This is a genomic window from Ruegeria marisrubri (assembly GCF_001507595.1).
GTDB lineage: Bacteria > Pseudomonadota > Alphaproteobacteria > Rhodobacterales > Rhodobacteraceae > Ruegeria > Ruegeria marisrubri.
The window spans coordinates 245,861-265,532 of record NZ_LQBQ01000023.1 but is presented as its reverse complement, the minus strand read 5'-3'; the positions used below and the strand labels follow the sequence as shown (position 1 = coordinate 265,532).

Annotated in this window: 18 protein-coding genes and 1 riboswitch; of the genes, 8 read left to right on the top strand and 10 right to left on the bottom strand. The window is 63.0% G+C overall.

Annotated elements, in window-relative coordinates:
- From thiS to dnaK, 5 genes are all read right to left on the bottom strand, one after another.
- Positions 1-195: a sulfur carrier protein ThiS gene (gene thiS, locus AVO45_RS11975; protein WP_068347244.1), complete on the bottom strand. Its 195-nt coding sequence runs from the start codon at positions 193-195 to the stop codon at positions 1-3.
- Complete coding sequence (locus AVO45_RS11970; RefSeq protein ID WP_068347242.1) at positions 179-1,156, bottom strand: FAD-dependent oxidoreductase; 978 nt, start codon at positions 1,154-1,156, stop codon at positions 179-181. The genes thiS and AVO45_RS11970 overlap by 17 nt, the downstream gene beginning before the upstream one ends.
- Positions 1,153-1,956, bottom strand: coding sequence for a bifunctional hydroxymethylpyrimidine kinase/phosphomethylpyrimidine kinase (thiD, locus tag AVO45_RS11965; RefSeq protein WP_068347240.1), 804 nt, complete (start codon positions 1,954-1,956; stop codon positions 1,153-1,155). The genes AVO45_RS11970 and thiD overlap by 4 nt, the downstream gene beginning before the upstream one ends.
- 45 nt (positions 1,957-2,001) lie before the next feature.
- A riboswitch (TPP riboswitch) is annotated at positions 2,002-2,108 on the bottom strand.
- Between the two features lie 133 nt (positions 2,109-2,241).
- A complete protein-coding gene (gene dnaJ / locus AVO45_RS11960) occupies positions 2,242-3,387 on the bottom strand; it encodes a molecular chaperone DnaJ (protein WP_068347238.1) in 1,146 nt (381 codons plus the stop codon).
- 74 nt (positions 3,388-3,461) lie between these two features.
- Positions 3,462-5,369 carry a molecular chaperone DnaK gene (gene dnaK, locus AVO45_RS11955; protein ID WP_068347236.1) on the bottom strand — a complete coding sequence of 636 codons (1,908 nt, stop codon included), beginning with the start codon at positions 5,367-5,369 and terminating at the stop codon, positions 3,462-3,464.
- 210 nt (positions 5,370-5,579) lie between these two features.
- Here dnaK and AVO45_RS11950 point away from each other — a divergent pair, with 210 nt between their 5' ends.
- Entirely contained in the window at positions 5,580-6,182 is a 603-nt protein-coding gene (locus AVO45_RS11950; RefSeq protein WP_068347234.1) for an alpha-ketoglutarate-dependent dioxygenase AlkB family protein, read from the top strand.
- Positions 6,183-6,192: 10 nt separating this feature from the next.
- Here AVO45_RS11950 and AVO45_RS11945 read toward each other — a convergent pair whose 3' ends face one another.
- Positions 6,193-7,014 carry an ABC transporter permease gene (locus AVO45_RS11945; RefSeq protein ID WP_205627882.1) on the bottom strand — a complete coding sequence of 274 codons (822 nt, stop codon included), beginning with the start codon at positions 7,012-7,014 and terminating at the stop codon, positions 6,193-6,195.
- A gap of 121 nt (positions 7,015-7,135) precedes the next feature.
- Here AVO45_RS11945 and cysQ point away from each other — a divergent pair, with 121 nt between their 5' ends.
- The 7 genes from cysQ (at position 7,136) to AVO45_RS11910 (ending at position 15,128) form a co-directional block, all read left to right on the top strand.
- Complete coding sequence (gene cysQ, locus AVO45_RS11940) at positions 7,136-7,933, top strand: 3'(2'),5'-bisphosphate nucleotidase CysQ (protein WP_068347427.1); 798 nt, start codon at positions 7,136-7,138, stop codon at positions 7,931-7,933.
- Positions 7,933-8,733: a 3-deoxy-manno-octulosonate cytidylyltransferase family protein gene (locus AVO45_RS11935; protein ID WP_068347232.1), complete on the top strand. Its 801-nt coding sequence runs from the start codon at positions 7,933-7,935 to the stop codon at positions 8,731-8,733. The genes cysQ and AVO45_RS11935 overlap by 1 nt, the downstream gene beginning before the upstream one ends.
- Positions 8,734-8,782: 49 nt before the next feature.
- Positions 8,783-9,766, top strand: coding sequence for a UDP-glucose 4-epimerase GalE (galE, locus tag AVO45_RS11930; protein WP_068347230.1), 984 nt, complete (start codon positions 8,783-8,785; stop codon positions 9,764-9,766).
- 7 nt (positions 9,767-9,773) lie between these two features.
- Positions 9,774-10,817, top strand: coding sequence for a glycosyltransferase family 2 protein (locus AVO45_RS11925; RefSeq protein WP_068347229.1), 1,044 nt, complete (start codon positions 9,774-9,776; stop codon positions 10,815-10,817).
- 187 nt (positions 10,818-11,004) lie between these two features.
- Entirely contained in the window at positions 11,005-11,991 is a 987-nt protein-coding gene (locus AVO45_RS11920) for a glycosyltransferase family 2 protein (protein ID WP_068347425.1), read from the top strand.
- On the top strand, positions 11,988-13,688 hold the full coding sequence (locus tag AVO45_RS11915) for a DUF5927 domain-containing protein (protein WP_068347227.1): 1,701 nt from the start codon (positions 11,988-11,990) through the stop codon (positions 13,686-13,688). The genes AVO45_RS11920 and AVO45_RS11915 overlap by 4 nt, the downstream gene beginning before the upstream one ends.
- A 6-nt stretch (positions 13,689-13,694) precedes the next feature.
- Positions 13,695-15,128, top strand: coding sequence for a nodulation protein NodH (locus AVO45_RS11910; protein ID WP_068347225.1), 1,434 nt, complete (start codon positions 13,695-13,697; stop codon positions 15,126-15,128).
- Positions 15,129-15,135: 7 nt separating this feature from the next.
- On the opposite strand, the gene AVO45_RS11905 is transcribed toward AVO45_RS11910, so the two are convergent.
- The 4 genes from AVO45_RS11905 to AVO45_RS11890 all read right to left on the bottom strand — a co-directional run bounded on the left by AVO45_RS11905 (position 15,136) and on the right by AVO45_RS11890 (position 19,632).
- On the bottom strand, positions 15,136-15,654 hold the full coding sequence (locus AVO45_RS11905; RefSeq protein WP_068347223.1) for a L,D-transpeptidase family protein: 519 nt from the start codon (positions 15,652-15,654) through the stop codon (positions 15,136-15,138).
- A 61-nt stretch (positions 15,655-15,715) separates the two neighbouring features.
- On the bottom strand, positions 15,716-16,501 hold the full coding sequence (locus tag AVO45_RS11900; protein WP_082688782.1) for an ion transporter: 786 nt from the start codon (positions 16,499-16,501) through the stop codon (positions 15,716-15,718).
- 23 nt (positions 16,502-16,524) lie between these two features.
- Positions 16,525-17,754 carry a class I SAM-dependent RNA methyltransferase gene (locus AVO45_RS11895; RefSeq protein WP_068347220.1) on the bottom strand — a complete coding sequence of 410 codons (1,230 nt, stop codon included), beginning with the start codon at positions 17,752-17,754 and terminating at the stop codon, positions 16,525-16,527.
- A 39-nt stretch (positions 17,755-17,793) separates the two neighbouring features.
- The gene (locus AVO45_RS11890; protein ID WP_068347218.1) at positions 17,794-19,632 is read right to left on the bottom strand and encodes an ABC transporter ATP-binding protein; all 1,839 of its coding nucleotides are present in this window, start codon (positions 19,630-19,632) and stop codon (positions 17,794-17,796) included.
- Between the last annotated feature and the right edge of the window lie 40 nt (positions 19,633-19,672).

The window sequence follows — 19,672 nt, the reverse complement described above, 5'->3', positions numbered from 1 at the left end:
TCAGCCCCCCTGCATCGGTGCGACGACCTCGACCCGGTCGCCCTCGGCCAGTTTGTGCGCAAGGCGCAGGCCGGAGGGCACGAATTCCTCGTTCACCGCGGTGGCGACGCGGCCGGAAAAGCCGCATTCGGCCAGCAGCTCGCCAAGGGTTTCGGCGCGGACCTCGCGCGGCTCGCCGTTAAGCACGATCTTCATCGACCATCTCCGAATGTGTGTTCTCCAGCGCCAGATCGGCCACGCCCCGGGCCAGAGCCGGCGCCAGCAGGTAGCCGTGGCGATAGAGGCCATTGGCATAGATCGTCCGGCCCAGCCGGCGGATGCGCGGCAGGTTGTCGGGAAAGGCCGGGCGCAGATCGACACCGATCTCCAGCACCTCGGCCTCGCCGAAGGCCGGGTTCAGCGCATAGGCCGCGCTGAGCAGTTCCAGCATCGAGCGCGCGGTGATCCGGCTGCTGTCCTCGGATTCGATCATCGTGGCGCCCAGCATGTAGATGCCCTCGCCCCGCGGCACGACATAGAGCGGCATCCGGGGATGCAGCAGGCGCACGGGCCGGGTCAGCGTCACGTCGGGGCACCGGATCACCAGCATTTCGCCCTTCACGCCGCGCAGGTCATGCAGGATGTCGCGCGCGTGCAGGCCCCGGCAGTCGATGGCGTTGTCCAGCCGCGACGGGGCCAGCTTGCGGTGAAACTCAACGCCCTTGGACACCAACTCGCGATACAGGTCTTGCAGCGCCTTTCGAGGGTCCAGATGGGCTTCGTCCGCGAAGAAAAGACCTTGCGAGAAACCGTGCAGATCAGGCTCTAACCCGGCAATTTCTGCCTGATCGACCTGGGCGAACCCCTCGGTCCGGCGGGAAAAGCGGCGCAGGTCGGGCAGATCACGTGAGTTGGCCACGACCAACGTTCCCTGCCGCGTCACCGGCGTGCGGGCCGCCCACCAGTCAATGGCCTGCCGCCCCAGCCGCAGCACCGGTTCCTCGGCGTTTTCATATTCGCACCACGGTGCCAGCATGCCGCCCGCCCACCAGGAACAGCCATGCGGCCCCGGTGGGCCGCCGGGGTCAAAAACCTGCACCCGCGCACCCCGTGCGACCAGTTCCGAGGCCACGGCCAGACCGGCCACCCCGGCGCCTATGACCGACCAGACCGTCACGACTCCCAGACCCGATAGAAGTGGTGAACCGGGCCGTGCCCGTGCCCGACCCCAAGAGCGTCCGCCGCCGCAATCGCGCCCTGCAGATAGGAGTGCGCCTGCGCGGCGGCATCCGCCAGCCTCAGCCCCTTGGCCAATCCCGCCGCTATGGACGAGGACAGGGTGCAACCAGTGCCATGCGTGTTCCTCGTGTCCACGCGCGGGGCCTCGAACTGAGCGACGACCCCGTCCGGAGATACCAGCAGATCCCGACAGACATCGCCCTTGCCATGCCCGCCCTTCATCAAAACCGCGCCCGCACCCAGATCGCACAGGGCATGGCCCTGCGCCGTCATCTCGTCGGTGGTTTCCGCAACCATCTGATCCAGCAGGCAAGCCGCCTCGGGCAGGTTCGGCGTCAGCACCGTCGCGCGTGGCAACAGCACATCGCGCAGAGTCTGCACCGCTTCGCGCGCCAGCAGGGCGTCACCGGATTTGGCAATCATCACCGGATCCAGAACCACCGGGCCGGGAAACTCTGCAATACCGTCGGCCACGGTCTGAATGATCTCGGGCGTCGCCAACATGCCGATCTTGATCGCGCCCACGTCGAGATCGGACAGAACCGCCTCGATCTGCGCCGCGATCACGTCCAGCGGAATACCATGCACCGCCGTCACCGCGCGCGTGTTCTGGGCGGTGACTGCCGTAATCACGCTGGCCCCGTAAACCCCCAGCGCCGACATCGCCTTGAGGTCGGCCTGGATGCCGGCCCCGCCGCCACTGTCGGATCCTGCTATGGTCAGAGCGATATGCGCCATCTCGTTGCTCCATTCTTCTTGGGCAACGGGGCTTGGAAAACGTCTGAGCGATGTAAGACCGTTCCCTCCGCCGGTATTGCCCGGATCAGGTTCGATGGGTTGACGCTGCTGCGCCTCTCAGCCCGCGAAACCGGGCACCCCAACGGTTGGCGCGACAATCTCAGGTGACGCGACTGGAATCAAGCGCCAAATCGGCGAACATTATGCCCCAACTGGACTTATGAACAAAGCCAAATGAAAAGGCCGGCCCAGGCGGACCGGCCCTGTTCACCTCGTTCCGGGCAATCAGCCCTTCATGCCATCCCAGAAGGATTTCACCGAAGAAAAGAAGCTTTTCGACTCGGGGTTGTTGTTTTCGCCCAACTCCTCGAACTCGCGCAGCAGTTCCTTCTGCCGGCTGGTCAGGTTGACCGGCGTCTCAACCGCCAGCTCGATGAACATGTCACCGACGCCGCCGCCACGCAGGGCCGGCATCCCCTTGCCGCGCAGGCGCATCTGGCGGCCCGACTGGCTGCCGGCCGGGATCTGCACCCGGGCACGACCGCCGTCGATGGTGGGCACCTCGATCGCACCGCCCAGCGCCGCCTTGGTCATGCTGACGGGCACGCGGCAATACAGGTTCATACCGTCGCGCTCGAACAGCTTGTGGGGGGCAACCTCGATGAAGATGTAGAGGTCGCCCGGAGGACCACCCCGCATGCCCGCCTCGCCTTCGCCGGCCAGACGGATGCGCGTGCCGGTTTCCACACCGGCGGGAATGTTGACCGACAGCGAGCGCTCTTTTTCGACACGGCCCGCCCCCCCGCACGACTTGCAGGGGTTCTTGATGATCTGCCCCATGCCCGAGCAGGTCGGACAGGTGCGCTCGACGGTGAAGAACCCCTGTTGTGCGCGGACCTTGCCCATGCCCGAGCAGGTCGGGCAGGTGGTGGGCTCGACGCCGCTTTCCGCGCCGGTGCCGTTGCAGGACGAACAGGCCACGGCCGTCGGCACGCTGATCGTTTTCTGCAGGCCCGAATACGCCTCTTCCAGCGTCACCTTCAGGTTGTAGCGCAGATCGGATCCCCGAGCGGCGCGCCGCCCACCGCCCTGACGCCCGCCCATGAAGTCGCCAAAGAGATCGTCGAAAACGTCCGAGAAGGCGCTGGAAAAGTCGCCCGAGCCGAACCCAGCACCGGGGTGACCGCCGCCGCCACCCATACCGCCCTCGAACGCGGCATGGCCGAACCGGTCATAGGCAGCCTTCTTTTCGCCGTCCTTGAGGATCTCGTAGGCCTCGTTCACCTCTTTGAACTGTGCCTCGGCATCCGGATTGTCCTTGTTGCGGTCGGGGTGCAGCTCTTTCGCCTTCTTGCGATAGGCTTTCTTGATCTCGTCCGCAGAAGCGCCCTTGGACACACCGAGCACGTCGTAAAAGTCACGTTTGGACATAAGTCATTCCTTCTGCCTCAACGAATAAGGGCCGGTCCGGCAACCGGACCGGCCCGCCTTGGCCCGGTTACCCGTCAGCTACGCTTGTCATCATCCAGGTCTTCGAACTCGGCATCGACGATGTCGTCTTCGCCGGGACCTGCATCCGCAGCGGCCGGCTCTTCGCCCGCCTCTTCGGCCTGAGCCTTGTAGATGGCTTCGCCCAGCTTCATCGCGGCTTCGGTCACGTTCTGGATGCCGGCCTTGATCTTGTCGGCATTGTCCGACTCGATCTCGTCCTTCAGAGCGGCAATCGCCAGTTCGATGGCCTCGATGGTGGCCGGGTCGACCTTGTCGCCATGCTCTTCCATCGACTTTTCGGTCGAGTGGATGAGGCTTTCGGCCTGGTTCTTGGCTTCGACCAGCTCCTTGCGCTTGCGGTCGGCTTCGGCGTTCTCTTCGGCGTCCTTGACCATCTTTTCGATGTCTTCTTCCGACAGACCGCCCGAGGCCTGGATGGTGATCTTCTGCTCTTTGCCGGTGCCCTTGTCCTTGGCCGAAACCGAGACGATGCCGTTGGCGTCGATGTCGAAGGTCACCTCGATCTGAGGCATGCCGCGCGGGGCCGGCGGGATGTCTTCAAGGTTGAACTGGCCCAGCAGCTTGTTGTCGGCCGCCATTTCACGCTCGCCCTGGAACACCCGGATGGTCACCGCGTTCTGGTTGTCCTCGGCGGTCGAGAACACCTGGGACTTCTTGGTCGGGATCGTGGTGTTGCGGTCGATCAGACGGGTGAATACGCCGCCCAGGGTTTCGATACCCAGGCTCAGCGGGGTCACGTCCAGAAGAACCACGTCCTTGACGTCGCCTTGCAGAACACCGGCCTGAATGGCGGCGCCCATGGCCACCACTTCGTCCGGGTTCACGCCCTTGTGGGGCTCTTTGCCGAAGAACTTGGTCACCTCTTCGATGACTTTCGGCATCCGGGTCATACCACCGACCAGAACCACCTCATCCACGTCGCTGGCCGAGATGCCGGCGTCTTTCAGCGCGGCCTGGCAGGGTTTCAGCGACTTCTTGATCAGGTCGCCGACCAGCGATTCCAGCTTGGCACGGGTCAGCTTCATGACCATGTGCAGCGGCTGGCCGTTCGAGCCCATCGAGATGAACGGCTGGTTGATCTCGGTCTGGGTGGTCGAGGAGAGCTCGATCTTGGCCTTTTCGGCGGCTTCCTTCAGACGCTGCAGCGCCATCTTGTCCTGGCTCAGGTCGACGCCGTGTTCCTTTTTGAACTCTTCGGCCAGGTAGTTGACGATGCGCATGTCAAAGTCTTCGCCACCCAAGAAGGTGTCGCCGTTGGTCGACTTGACCTCGAACAGGCCGTCGTCGATCTCCAGGATGGTCACGTCGAAGGTACCACCGCCAAGGTCATAGACCGCGATGGTCTGGCTGTCTTTCTTGTCCAGGCCATAGGCCAGCGCAGCGGCGGTCGGTTCGTTGATGATCCGCAGCACTTCCAGGCCGGCGATCTTGCCGGCGTCCTTGGTGGCCTGCCGCTGGGCGTCGTTGAAATAGGCCGGAACGGTGATGACGGCCTGCGTGACTTCCTCACCCAGGTAGCTTTCGGCGGTTTCCTTCATCTTGCCGAGGATGAAGGCCGAAATCTGGCTCGGGGAGTACTTTTCGCCGCGGGCTTCGACCCATGCGTCGCCGTTGCCGCCATCGACGATGCGATAGGGCACCATTTTCTTGTCCTTCTCGACCTCGGGGTCATCGACGCGGCGGCCGATCAGGCGCTTGACGCCAAAGATGGTGTTGTCGGGGTTGGTGACCGCCTGGCGCTTTGCCGGCTGACCGACCAGTCGCTCGTTCTCGGTGAAGGCGACGATCGAGGGCGTGGTCCGCGCCCCTTCTGCGTTTTCGATGACCTTCGGCTGCGAGCCGTCCATGATGGCCACGCACGAGTTGGTGGTGCCGAGGTCAATACCGATGACTTTTCCCATATTCGATCCCTTTCTTTTCAAGGCGATTTCCCGAGACCCGAACCCGTTACGGCATCCCGGCCCCGATCTGTCTGGCGCTCAGGCATTACACCATCGCGCGTCTCGGCGTATATAAGGAGCAGATTGTGGGCCTGCAACCTTCACGAAATGACGGTTTTAGAGAATCTGCAGTCTTTTTTCTCGGTTTTGGCAAGGACTGGAACTTGGCAGATGACACGGCTGCTCGTGCGCGGTTTCGACATTCGCAAGGGGTATCTGGATTCGGTCGCGCAGGCCCGGCTGATCGAATGCCTGCGCCCGGTTCTGAAGGCGGCGCCGCCATTCCGGCCGACAACGGCGTCGGGAAAGGAAATGTCGGTTCGGATGACGTCCGCCGGCGCCTTGGGCTGGGTGTCGGACCGGGGCGGGTACCGATACCAGTCAACCCACCCCCAGGGCATGGCCTGGCCCGCGATCCCGGACGACATTCTCGACATCTGGCGGGACGTCACCGGATTGGAACGAGAGCCGGACTGCTGCCTGATAAACTACTACGGCGAAGGCAGCCGGATGGGCCTGCATCAGGACAAGGACGAGGCCGATTTTTCCTGGCCCGTCGTCTCTGTTTCGCTGGGCGACGACGCCCTGTTCCGCATCGGCAACACGACCCGCGGCGGCAAGACCGAGTCGGTCTGGCTGAACTCGGGCGACGTGGTAATCATGGGGGGCCCCGCGCGCCTGACCTATCACGGCATCGACCGGATCAGGTTCGGCTCGTCCCGGCTGCTGCCAAAGGGCGGGCGGCTGAACCTGACCCTGCGTGTGGCCACCTGAAATGCGGACCTCAGCGGCGGGCGAACCAGCTTTTCGACACCTGGCGGCGGGTATAGTACTCACCCATCAGGCCGATCATGACCAGGACGATGCCGACCCACACCGCGTATTCCCAGCTCGTCACGCGTGGAAAATAGTTGCGGAACACGAAGCCGCGACATTGGTCGATGAGGTGGAACAGAGGGTTCCAGTCAAACATCTTCAGCATAAAGGGAGGCAACGCGTTGGCAACGAACATCTTGCCCGAGAAGACCATGTTCATCCGCCGATAAATGTTCTTGAGTATCTCGGCAACGGTCGGAAACCAGGGCTTGATCGCCAGAAACAGCAGTCCCACGGCGCAGCCGGTAAACCACGCGAGCACCAGCATGCCAAAGGCCGCCGCAGGTTCCTGAACCTCGAGCGGCCCCCGCGCGATATGGTACACGAACAGAATGACGATCAGGGACATGATCTGCGTGTAGAGGGTGCTGAACGCCGAAGACAGAAGCATGACCATCATGTTCATCGGTGAATGCAACATCATCGGGTTGTTGCCGGTCCCCACCCCCGCGACCGCCGACACCGATTTGACGTGGCACTGAAACAGCATGATGCCCGACATCAGGTACAGAAAGTAGTCCCCCCGGATCTTCGCGACGCGCAGCCCCATGAAAGACATGATCAGATAGAACACCACTATCATGACCAGAACCTGCAGGATGTTCATCAGGATCGCCATCACGGCGTTGCTGTGGGTCGAACGGATCTTGCGCACCACAGCATGAAACACCAATTCGGCCATGGTGAAGGCGCCGCCCAACAGGGTGCTATTTCGCCTGTAGTAGAACACGTTTTCGTTTTTCCTGCGTCTTTGGCCGGATCATGTCACGGAATTCTTGCCGTTCCGTTTGCAACACAGCATAAGTTCGGCGACCGTGCAGATCAACAAATCACAGGATCGGAGCAATTTTGTGACCTATGACGAACTCATCCCCGTCATTCGCAGGCTGGCGCTGGAAGCGGGCGACAAGATCATGGAAATCTACAACGCCGATGATTTCGAGGTGAAGGTCAAATCCGACGCAAGCCCGGTGACCGAGGCAGACGAGGCGGCGGACGCGCTGATCTCGGCCGGCCTGACCGAGGCGTTTCCCGACATCCTGCTGGTGACCGAAGAGCAGGCCGCCTCGCACACCCGGACCGGCGATACGTTCCTGATCGTCGATCCGCTGGACGGCACCAAGGAATTCATCAACCGGCGCGGCGACTTCACCGTCAACATCGCGCTTGTCGAAAACGGCACGCCCACGCGCGGCGTCGTCTATGCTCCGGCCAAGGGGCGCATGTTCTATACCCTGGCCGACGGCCGGTCGGTCGAGGAAAGCGGTCCGTTCGACAAGTCCGGCGCCGGACAGGCGAGCCCGATTTCCGTCTCTGAACCGGACAATTCCGCATTGATGGTCGTGGCCTCGAAATCGCATCGCGACCAGGCGACCGACGACTACATCGGCAAGTACCAGGTCAAGGACAGCAAAAGCGCGGGATCTTCGCTGAAATTCTGCCTCGTCGCCACCGGCGAGGCCGATCTCTATCCACGCCTCGGGCGCACGATGGAATGGGACACCGCCGCGGGCCACGCGGTTCTCGCCGGCGCGGGCGGCAAGGTGATCCGGTTCGATGACCACACCCCGCTGACCTATGGCAAGGAAGGCTATGCCAACCCGTTCTTCATCGCCTACGCGCCGGGCGTCGATCTGAAGGAGGCCTGATGTCGGTTCTCATCGCGATCCCCGCCCGCTATGCCTCGACCCGCTATCCCGGAAAACCGCTGGTGCCGCTGGTCGGGGCAAGCGGCACCACCATGACGCTGATCGAACGGTCATGGCGCGCGGCCAAGGCCGTGTCGGGCGTGGATCGGGTCGTGGTGGCGACCGATGACGACCGCATCCGCGAGGTGGCCGAGGGGTTCGGCGCCGAGGTGGTGATGACCTCGACGACCTGCGCCAACGGCACCGAGCGTTGCGCCGAGGCCCATGAGAAACTGGGCGGCGGATACGAGATCGTCGTGAACCTGCAGGGCGACGCGCCGCTGACCCCCGCGTGGTTCGTCGAAGACCTGGTCACCGGCCTGCGCGCCGCGCCCGATGCCGGTGTCGCCACCCCGGTTCTGCGCTGCGACGGCGGCGCGCTGAACAGCCTGCTGAACGATCGCCGACATGGCCGCGTGGGCGGCACGACGGCGGTTTTCGCAGCCGATCACGGCGCGCTCTACTTTTCCAAGGAGGTGATCCCCTTCACCTCGCAGACCTATGGCGACACTGACCCGACGCCGGTCTTTCACCATGTGGGCGTCTATGCCTATCGCCCCGACGCGTTGCGCGCCTATCCCGGCTGGCCCACCGGCCCGCTGGAAACGCTGGAAGGGCTCGAACAGCTGCGTTTCATGGAAAACGGCCGCAAGGTTCTGTGCGTCGAGGTCGAATCGAGGGGCCGGCAGTTCTGGGAACTGAACAACCCGCAGGACGTGCCCAAGATCGAAGAGATGATGGCCGCGATGGGGCTGGACTAGGCCTCGCCTGCCCGACACAACGGAGCGGAGCGCAAGAACGGAATTTGAAATGACCAATATCCTTGTTACCGGCGGCGCAGGCTATATCGGATCTCATGCCTGCAAGGCCTTGGCAAACGCAGGTTACACGCCCGTAACCTACGACAACTTGGTCACCGGCTGGCAGGACGCGGTAAAGTTTGGCCCCTTCGAACAGGGCGACCTGCTGGACCGGGCACGTCTGGACGAGGTTTTCGCCAGGTATCAACCGGCTGCGGTCATGCATTTCGCAGCCCTCAGCCAGGTCGGCGAAGCGATGACCCAACCCGGCCGGTACTGGTCCAACAACGTCACCGGATCTCTGAACCTGATCGAGGCGGCGGTGGCGGCCGGTTGCCTGAACTTCGTCTTTTCCTCGACCTGCGCCACCTATGGCGACCACGACAACGTGGTGCTGGACGAGAACACGCCGCAACTGCCTCTGAACGCCTATGGCGCTTCGAAACGGGCAATCGAGGACATCCTGCGTGACTTCGAGGCCGCTCATGGGCTCAGGCACGTGATCTTCCGCTATTTCAACGTGGCGGGCGCCGACCCTGACGGCGAGGTCGGAGAGTTCCACCGGCCCGAAACCCATCTGGTGCCGCTGATGCTGGACGCGATCGACGGCAAGCGGGATGCGCTGACGGTATTCGGTACCGACTATGACACGCCCGACGGCACCTGCATTCGCGACTATGTGCATGTCTGCGACCTGGTGGACGCGCATGTGCTGGGCCTGAAATGGCTGGAGGACGACAAGGGCAGCCGGGTCTTCAACCTTGGAACCGGCTCGGGCTTTTCGGTGATGGAAGTCATCGAGCATTCGAAAGCGGTGACCAACCGCGAGGTGCCCTACAATATCGGCCCGCGCCGTGCCGGCGACTGCACCAAGCTGGTGTCCGGCTCGACCCGCGCCAAGGCCGAGCTGGGCTGGAGCCCGAAACGCTCCACGCTGGAGACCATGATCGCCGACGCCTGGCGCTGGCACCAGAACGGTCACTACGAACGGTAACGCCTGAATGACCCCGGTTTCTTCCGTCACGGCTCAGGATCCCGGCTGGATTGGCGCCTATCGGTTGCGGTGGAAACGGCGCCGGCTGCTGTGGCGGTCGTTCCGCAGCCGCAGCCAACTGACGGCCCGGGCCGACCGCACGGGACGGATCGGGGCGCATGACATTCTCGCCGTCGCCACCGTGCGCAACGAAATCTCGCGCCTGCCCTGGTTTCTGGAGTACTACCGCCGCCTGGGCGTCGATCATTTCCTCGTCGTGGACAACGGCAGCGATGACGGCACCGCCGAGTTGCTGGAACAACAGCCGGACGTGTCGCTCTGGCAGACCTGGGACAGCTATCGCGCCTCCCGGTTCGGGCTGGACTGGATGACCTGGCTCCAGATGAAATACGCGCATCGGCACTGGACGCTCATGGTCGATGCCGACGAGCTGCTGGTCTATGCGCATCACGAAACGCGGTCGCTGCATGATCTGACACGCTGGTTGGACCAGCAGGGGCTGGGCGTTTTTGGCGCCCACATGCTGGACCTGTATCCCAAGGGTCGCCTGGACGATCAAACCTATGAACCCGGCACGGACCCGACGCGGGTCGTGAACTGGTTCGACGCTGGCCCCTACCGGGCGCAGCGGCAGCACCCGATGGGGAACTTGTGGGTGCAGGGCGGCGCGCGAGAGCGCGTGTTCTTTGCGCAGGAGCCGCGCCGCTCCCCGACGCTCAACAAGATCCCGCTGGTGCGCTGGAACCGGCGCTTTGCCTATGTCAATTCCAGCCATTCGGCACTGCCCCGGCACCTGAACTTCGCCTATGACGGACCCGGCGGCAGCGCTCCGTCCGGGGTTCTGCTGCACACGAAATTCCTTCCGGAGGTGGTCGGGAAGTCGATCACGGAAAAGGCCCGCCGCCAGCACTTCCACAGCCCGGACCTGTTCGGCCATTACTATGACGCCATCGCGAAAGGCCCCACGCTATGGACGGTGTCTTCGGTCCGCTACATGGGCTGGCGTCAACTGGAGGAACTCGGTCTCATGAGTTCAGGCGGGTGGGAGTGACGCGGTGCGATGACGAACACATCTTGCCAGGCGCGACCGGCACGGATTTCTTAATCATTGCCATGCAAGTTGCATTAGTGACATAAAGCATCAATCGCCCGGCCCGTTGCAGGCAACGACAAAGCCGGGCGCGCTCGCGTTTCAAAGAGGATTGGGCAGTCGCGTGGGCATTCTGGATTCATATCGGATGAGATTGCGGCGCAAGCGCCGCGTCTATCGATGCCTGCTGAAATCCCGGGAACTGTCCATCGTCCGCGACCGCACAAAAACGATCCAGCCGGATGACATCCTGCTGGTCAGCACCGTCCGCAACGAAAAGATCCGCCTGCCCTATTTCCTGCGCTACTACCGCAAACTGGGCATCAACCACTTTCTTTTCATCGACAATGACAGCGACGACGGAACGCCGGAATATCTTTCGGCACAGCCGGATGTTTCCCTGTGGACAACCAGCCACAGCTACAAGCGCGCAACTTTCGGCGTGGACTGGGTGAACTATCTGCTGCGCCGCTACGCCCATGGCCACTGGGTTCTGACCGTCGATCCGGATGAATTCTTCGTCTATCCGTTCTGCGACACCCGGCCGATCCGGGCGCTCACCGATTGGCTCGACAACACCGGCGTGCGGAGCTTTGGCGCAATGCTGATCGATGTCTACCCCAAGGGTCCGCTGACCGAAGAACCTTATCGCGAAGGGCAGGATCCGCTTGAAATCGCAAGCTGGTTCGACTCCGGGAACTACACGATCACCAGGAACCCGATCTACGGCAACCTCTGGATTCAGGGCGGTCCGCGGTGCCGCGTCTTTTTCGGGGACAACCCCGGCAAGGCGCCGGCGCTGAACAAGATTCCTCTGGTGCGCTGGAACCGCCGCTATACCTATGTCAGCTCGACGCACGCGCTGCTGCCGCGGGGGCTCAACCTGGTTTACGACGACAACGGTGGCGAAAAGTCCAGCGGCGTGCTGCTCCATGCGAAACTGATCGACACTTTTCCGGCCAAGGCAAAAGAAGAGCTGACGCGCGCGCAGCATTATGGCGCCTCGGCGGAATACAAGGCCTATGCCAGACACCTGACTGACGCGCCGACCTTCTGGTGCGAATGGTCCGAAAAATACATCAACTGGCGCCAGCTTGAAATTCTGGGCCTCATGTCGAAGGGAAACTGGGCATGAGCACGCTGGGTTTCGTCATGCTGGTTCACACGGCACTGGACCGGGCCGAACAGGTGGCGCGGCACTGGACCGCCGCGGGCTGTCCCGTCGTGATCCATGTGGACCGAAAGGTGCCGAGATCCGTTTACGAGGCTTTCGTCAGATCCTGCTCGAACGACCCCAAGATCCTGTTCTCGGAACGCCATGTCTGCAATTGGGGCGGCTGGGGCATCGTCGCGGCCACGCAATCGGCGGCGCACATGCTGCTGCAGCGTTTCCCGGATGTCCGTCATGTCTACCTGGCCTCGGGCGCCTGCCTGCCGCTGCGACCGGTTCCCGAGCTGATCGACTATCTGGCGGCGCGGCCCCGAACCGACTTCATCGAAAGCGCGACGACCAAAGACGTGACCTGGCCCGTCGGCGGTCTGGATCACGAACGATTCACGCTGCGGTTTCCGTTTTCCTGGCGCAAACAGCGCAAGCTGTTCGACGCCTACGTCAGGTTCCAGCGCCGGATCGGCACCGAGCGGAAGATCCCCGACGGGCTGGTTCCGCATATGGGCAGCCAGTGGTGGTGCCTGACCCGCCGGACCTTGTCGGCCATTCTGGAGGACCCCAACCGCCCGATCTACGATCGCTATTTCCGCCGGGTCTGGATACCGGATGAGAGTTACTTCCAAACGCTGGCAAGGCGGTATTCGACCGATATCGAAAGCCGCTCCCTGACCCTGTCCAAGTTCGATTTTCAGGGCAAGCCGCATATTTTCTACGACGACCATCTGCACCTCCTGCGCCGATCAGACTGCTTTGTCGCGCGAAAGATCTGGCGGGATGCAGACCGCCTGTACCAGACCTTTCTGAACGATCAGGCTGCAACGTTGAAACCCGCCGAGCCCAACCCGTCAAAGATAGACCGCGTGTTCACGAAGGCGGTCGAGCGCAGAACCCGCGGGCGCGACGGGCTCTACATGCAAAGCCGCTTTCCCCGGCATGGCTGCGAAAACCGTCTGACATCCGGTCCCTACTCGGTTTTCCAGGGCTTCTCGGAGATGTTCGAGGATTTCGAGCCGTGGCTGGCAAAGGTCACCGGCATGAGGGTTCACGGGCATCTTTTTGCGCCGGACCGGGTTGCCTTCGCCGGTGGCGTAGCGGTGATGAACGGCGGGCTCACCAACCATGTCGGTCTGCGCGACTACAACCCGACTGCTTTCCTGTCGAACCTGATCTGGAACACGCGCGGCGAACGGCAGTGTTTTCAGTATGGGCCTGGCGACAACCAGGACATCAACTGGTTTCTGGCCCGAGACATCAATGCCCAGATTTCCGTCGTAACCGGCGCCTGGGCCGTGCCACTGTTCCGGTCGGGCCGCAGCTTTTCCGAGATACGAAGCGAAGCGGCGCGCCTGCAGCGCATAGAGACCGAGCAGCTCGAGATCTTGCGTTCGACCTGGACCAAGGCCCGGGTCCGCATCTGGACGATGGCCGAATTCGTCGAAGCTCCGATGGAGCCGATCCGGACCGTGATCGACGAGATCCTGCCGACAAATTCACCGCCCTTGTCACAGGCGCCCAGGCCGGTGGACCTCAGCGGATTCGGGAAGTTCCTGCAGAACCTGAAGAACCAGGGAATGCACCCGTATCTCATGGGAGATTACCCCGTTGAAGACCACAACGAGCCTGCCCCGCGGCCCATTCTGAAGCCCTATCTGGTGCATTGATCGGACATGACGGGAAAATTCGACTATTTCGTCATCTTTGCGGAAATGCGCACCGGGTCCAACTTCCTGGAATCCCAGCTGAACACGCTGGAGGGCGTCACCTGCTTCGGTGAAGCCTTCAATCCGCATTTCATCGGATACCCGAACAGGACCGAAATTCTCGGACTGGACAAACCGGCCCGCAATGCGGACCCGGCAGCGCTGATCCAGGCGATCCGCGCTGAACCGGGGGCGCTGAACGGGTTTCGCTACTTTCACGACCATGATCCCCGCATTCTGGACAGCGTTCTGGACGATCCGCGCTGCGCCAAGATCATTCTGACGCGCAATCCTCTGGACAGCTACGTCTCGCTGAAGATTGCGCGGCAGACCGGCCAGTGGAAACTGACCAACATCAAGCGCAGGCGTCAGGCCAAGGCCGAATTCGAAGCCGGCGAATTCGTCGCCTATGTCGAAAGGCTGCAGGCCTTTCAGCTGCGTTTGCTGAAGGCGTTGCAGCGATCCGGCCAGACGCCGTTCTACCTGGCATACGAAGACCTGCAGGATATCGAGGTGATGAACGGACTTGTCCGATGGCTGGGGCTTGAGTCCCGGCTCGCGAACCTGAACCAGAACCTGAAGCGTCAGAATCCCGGCCCGGTCTCGCAGAAGGTCAGCAATCCGGATGCGATGACCGAGGCTCTGGCCGAACTGGATCAGTTCAACCTCGCCCTCACTCCGAATTTCGAGCCTCGCCGGGGCCCCTCCGTCCCAAGTTACGTCCTGGCCGCCCGCTCGCCCCTTATGTTTCTGCCGATCGATGGAAGCGCCGGTGACGAAATCAGGGAATGGATGGCGAATCTGGACGGAGTCGGAACCGATGAACTGACCACCGGCCTGACGCGCAGGCGGGCGCAGAGATGGATGCAGGCACATCCGGGCCACCGCCGCTTTACCGTCATACGGCACCCCCTCTTGCGGGCACACGGCGTGTTTTGCCGCCGCATTCTCGGCACCGGGCCGGGCGCCTTCTCGCGCATTCGCAACCTCCTGCGGCGCCAGTTCAAACTGCCCATACCCGCCGACGGCCCGGGAGCGGATTATTCACCGGATCAACACCGGGCCGCCTTCGGTGCGTTTCTCGAATTTCTGCGCCTGAACCTGGCAGGCCAGACTTCGATCCGCGTCGACGCGAACTGGCGCTCGCAGAGCCAAATCCTGAGTAGTTTCTCGGAATTTGCCCCGCCGGATCTGGTTTTGCGCGAAGAGGACGCGATCGCGGCCCTTCCCGATCTGGCGCGAACCGTCGGACACAGCGACCCCCAAATACCCCGCAAACCGCTGCCGGACGCGCCATTCTCGCTGTCTGAAATCCACGACGCGGAACTGGAGAAGCTGGCGTCGGACGTCTACCAGCGGGACTATCTCTTGTTTGGGTTCCAGGCCTGGAAGCCCGATTGACCCCCGGCTAGGGCCGCAGCGAGATGGTCGTTCCGTTCTTCACCATCGCGTAGATTTCTTCGATCTCGTCGTTCTTGACCGCGATGCAGCCGGCTGTCCAATCCGGCGTCTTGCGGGCCCGGCGGCGGTCTTTCCGCTTGTTGGGCTCACCGTGGATGAAAATGTCACCCCCCGGATCGACGCCTGCCGCCTTGGCCGCGGCCATGTCCTGTGCATTGGGATAGGAAATCCCGATCGACAGATGGAACTGGCTGTTCGGGTTGCGGCGATTGATGAGGTAGGTGCCCTCGGGCGTGCGGCCGTCGCCGCGCGCCTTCTTGGTGCCGTTGGGCGCGAACCCCAGATCGACGTCGTATTGCTTCAACACCTTGTCATGATGCAACAGATAGAGTTTCCGCGCGCTCTTGTTGACCACGACCGAGGTCACCTCAGGTCCATTGTAGCTGCGGAATCTCGGGTCGCCCGATGCGCATGCCGACAGCCCCAGCATCGCCACCGCGCCCAAACCGAATGCTCGACGGTCCATTGTCTCACTGCCCGTATGTTTGTTTTGACCCCATTATGCCAGAATAACGCAGATCCAAAAATCACTTTTTCGCGTCATCCTGGCCGATCAGGCGCCGTTCGATGGAGTCCAGCCGTTCCAGCACCTCGTCGCGATAGGCGTCCGTCTTGACCTCGTCCTCGGCATGATGAGCGTCCTGCATGGAATTCACGATCAGACCGACCAGCAGGTTCACCACGGCGAAGGTGGTGATCATGATGAACGGCACGAAGAACATCCAGGCGTAGGGATAGACCTCCATCACCGGCCGCACGATCCCCATCGACCAGCTTTCCAGCGTCATGATCTGGAACAGCGTATAGGCCGACAGACCCAGATCGCCGAACCATTCGGGGAAGGCGCTGGCGAACAGCCGGGTCGCGATGACGGCACCGATATAGAAGATGATCGTCATCAGAAGGAACACGCTGCCCATGCCCGGCAGCGCCTGGATGAAACCTTCGACCACGCGCCGCAGTCTCGGCGCGACCGAGATGACCCGCAGCACCCGCAGAATCCTGAGGGCCCGCAGAACGGACAGGCCCTGACCGCTTGGCACAAGGGCGATGCTGACAACGGCAAAGTCGAACAGGTTCCAGCCGTTCAGAAAGAACCGGTGCCCGCGCGCGACCAGCTTCATCGCGATCTCGGCAATGAAGATGGTCAGGCACAGCCCGTCCAGGAACTTGATCGCCACGCCGTAGGACGCCATGAGGGCCGGCGAGGTTTCCATGCCAAGAACAACGGCATTGAACAGGATGACGCCGGTGATGAACTGGCCGAACGCCGGTGCCTCGGTCAGCGCACACAGACGCTGTCGAAATCCCATCGAAACGCTCTCCTGATTGCTCATCAGCCCTCGTTCTCCAGTGCAAAGCTTGCGGTCAGTTCCACATGGGATGACCAGCGGAACTGGTCAACTACCTGAACCCAATTCAGGCGGTATCCTGCCTCGACCAGCGTTTTTGCATCCCTGGCGAAAGTGACCGGGTTGCACGAGACATAGGCGATCACCGGGCGTTTGGCCTGCGCCAGCTCCGACACCTGCGCCTCGGCCCCGGCGCGGGGCGGGTCCAGAACGACGGCATCGAACCTTGTCAACTCGTCCGGCATCAGGGGGCGGCGGAACAGATCGCGCGCCTCCACCGTTACCCGTTTCAACCCCTGCGCCTTGCGCCAGCCCTTTTCCAGTGCCCGCGTCATCGCCGCGTCACCCTCGACCGCGTGAACCTCGGCATCCTCGGCCAGCGGCAGCGAAAACGTGCCGCTGCCGGCAAAGAGGTCCGCCACCCGTTTCGCGCCGGAAACCGCCTCCTGAACCGCTTGCAACAACGCCTGTTCACCGTCCTTTGTTGCCTGCAGGAACGCACCCGGCGGCGGCACCACCTCGGCGCGGCCGAACCGCTGCACCGGCGGCACGCGCATGGCGATCACCTCGTCATCCCATGTCAGCCGCGCCAGCCCGTGTTTCTCGGTCGCCTGGGCCAACGCCAGCTCCAGCGGCCCGTCCAGCGGTTTGCCGCCCTTCACGGCCACGTCGAGGCCCGTTTCGGACAGGGTCAGCGTCACGGCCAGAACGCCCTTGCGGCTGCCGCCCAACAGCGCCAGCGCCTCGGCCACCGGAATGCCGGCGATCAGGGCGGGGTCCAGCAGCAGGCAGTCTGGAATTTCGGTGATCACGTCCGACGCGCGCCCGTGAAACCCCGCCAAAGTGCCCTTCTTGGTGCGGCGCACCGCGATCACGGCCCGGCGCCGCGATTGCGCGGGCGAGGTGTGGATCGGCCGCATCTCCGCCTCGAGCCCCTGCGCGGCCAGGGCATTCCGGACGACCCCGACCTTCCAGTCGGCGACAAAAGCGTCAGAGGCATGTTGCAACTGACAGCCCCCGCAGGCCTTGTAATGCCGGCAGGGCGCCTTGACGCGATGGTCCGAGGGCTGCTCGACCCGGATATCGGTCAGTTGGTTTCCGGCCAGCGTGCCGCTGACCACCTCTCCGGGCAAGGTGCGCGGGGCATAGACCGGGCCCTCGGCAATGCCGTCGCCCTGATGCCCCAGCCTGAGAATGGTGAACGCCTGTGTCATGGCCTGCCTGATAACGTTGCCTGCGGGCCGGCAAAAGCCTTATTCCGCCGCCTCGGTCCGAATGAACCCGCCCGACTGCCGGTGCCAGAACCGGGCATAGAGCCCGCCCCTGGCCAGAAGGCTTTCATGCGTGCCGCTTTCCACGATGCGCCCCTGGTCCAGAACGACGATCCGGTCCATCTCGCCGAGCGTGGACAGGCGGTGCGCGATCGCCAGAACCGTCTTGCCCTCCATCACCCGGTGCAGGGCGGTCTGGATCGCGGCTTCGACCTCGGAATCCAGCGCCGAGGTCGCCTCGTCCAGCACCAGTATCGGTGCATCCTTGAGAATGGCGCGCGCCAGGGCGATGCGCTGGCGCTGACCGCCGCTCAGCTTGACGCCCCGCTCGCCCAGATGCGCGTCATACCCCTTGCGCCCCTGCGCGTCTTCAAGCCCGAGGATGAACTCATGCGCTTCGGCCTTCCGGGCGGCCGCCATCACCTGTTCCTCGGTGGCATCGGGACGGCCATAGCGGATGTTGTCTCGCGCCGAACGGTTGAACATCGCGGTTTCCTGCGTGACCATGCCGATCTGCCGGCGCAAACTGTCCTGTGTCACCGTCGCAATGTCCTGACCATCGACCCGGATCGCGCCTTTTTCCCCGTCATAGAGCCGCAGCAGAAGCGCAACCAAGGTGGACTTGCCGGCCCCGGATGCCCCGACGATGCCCAGTTTTTCCCCCGGCCTGACCGTCAGCGATATGCCCTGCACACCGCCCGTGTCGCGCCCATAGGAAAAACTCACATCGTCAAACGCGATCTCACCCTTTGTCACGGTCAGCTCGGCGGCTGACATGTCGTCCTCGATCCGGTTGCGCACGGCAAGGGTCTTCATCCCGTTCTCGACCTCGCCGAGATGGGCAAACAGACCCATCAGGGTAAAGCTGACCCAGCCGGTCATCTGCGAGATGCGGATCGAAACGGTTCCGGCCGCAACGATATCGCCGGTTGTCGCGTGGCCCGCCTGCCACAGCAGCAGCGTGGCCGCCAGCAACAACACCGGCAGCACCCCCGCCAGCCCCATCAGGACCACCCGGAAACTGACCGACAGGCGCCCGAAATCCAGCGCCTTCTCGCGCAGTTCGACCATGGCGTCGCGGGCGGCCTGATCCTCATGCTCGGCATGGGCGAACAGCTTGACCGTCTTGATGTTGGTGATCGTGTCGACCACCTGCCCCGACACCATCGCGCGCGCGCCGGCCCGGGCGCCCGACCGGATGCGGATGCGCGGCAGGAACCAGCGGATCAGGACGAAATAGACCGCCAGCCACAACACGAATGGCAGCATCACCAGGGGATGAATAGACCCTAACAAGGCCAAAGAGCCGACCAATGACGCCAGCGCGAAAACCACCGCGCTGATCGTGTCGGACACGACCGAGCTCAGCGCGTTGGCGGTCTGCATCTGTTTTTGGGCGATACGGCCAGCAAAATCGTCATCGAAATAGGTGACCGACTGCCCCAGCGTCCAGCGGTTCAGCTTGGACAGCACAAGCGGCGGGACGTTCGGCATCACGATGTAGTTGTTCGACAGCGACGACAGGCCGAACAGGGCCGGCCGCAACAGCATGAAGAACACAACCGCGCCGATGATGACCCACAGATTGTCGGCGGTCAGAAAACCCTCGGGGCCGCTGGCTACCGTCAGGTCGATCACCAGGCCCAGCACCCAGGCCGTCACGGCCTCCATCGCGCCCGCGGCCGCCGAGAAAAAGGCCGCCAGGACCAGCATCGGCCAGGCCCCCGACAGGCACCAGCGCACGAAGGCCCACAGGGTTTGCGGCGGCGGCGTGTCGCTTGGGCGAAACGGGTCGATCAGGTCTTCGAAAAAGCGAAACATGGAAGATGCTCCATTCGAGCGGACAATCAAACATCGCGCG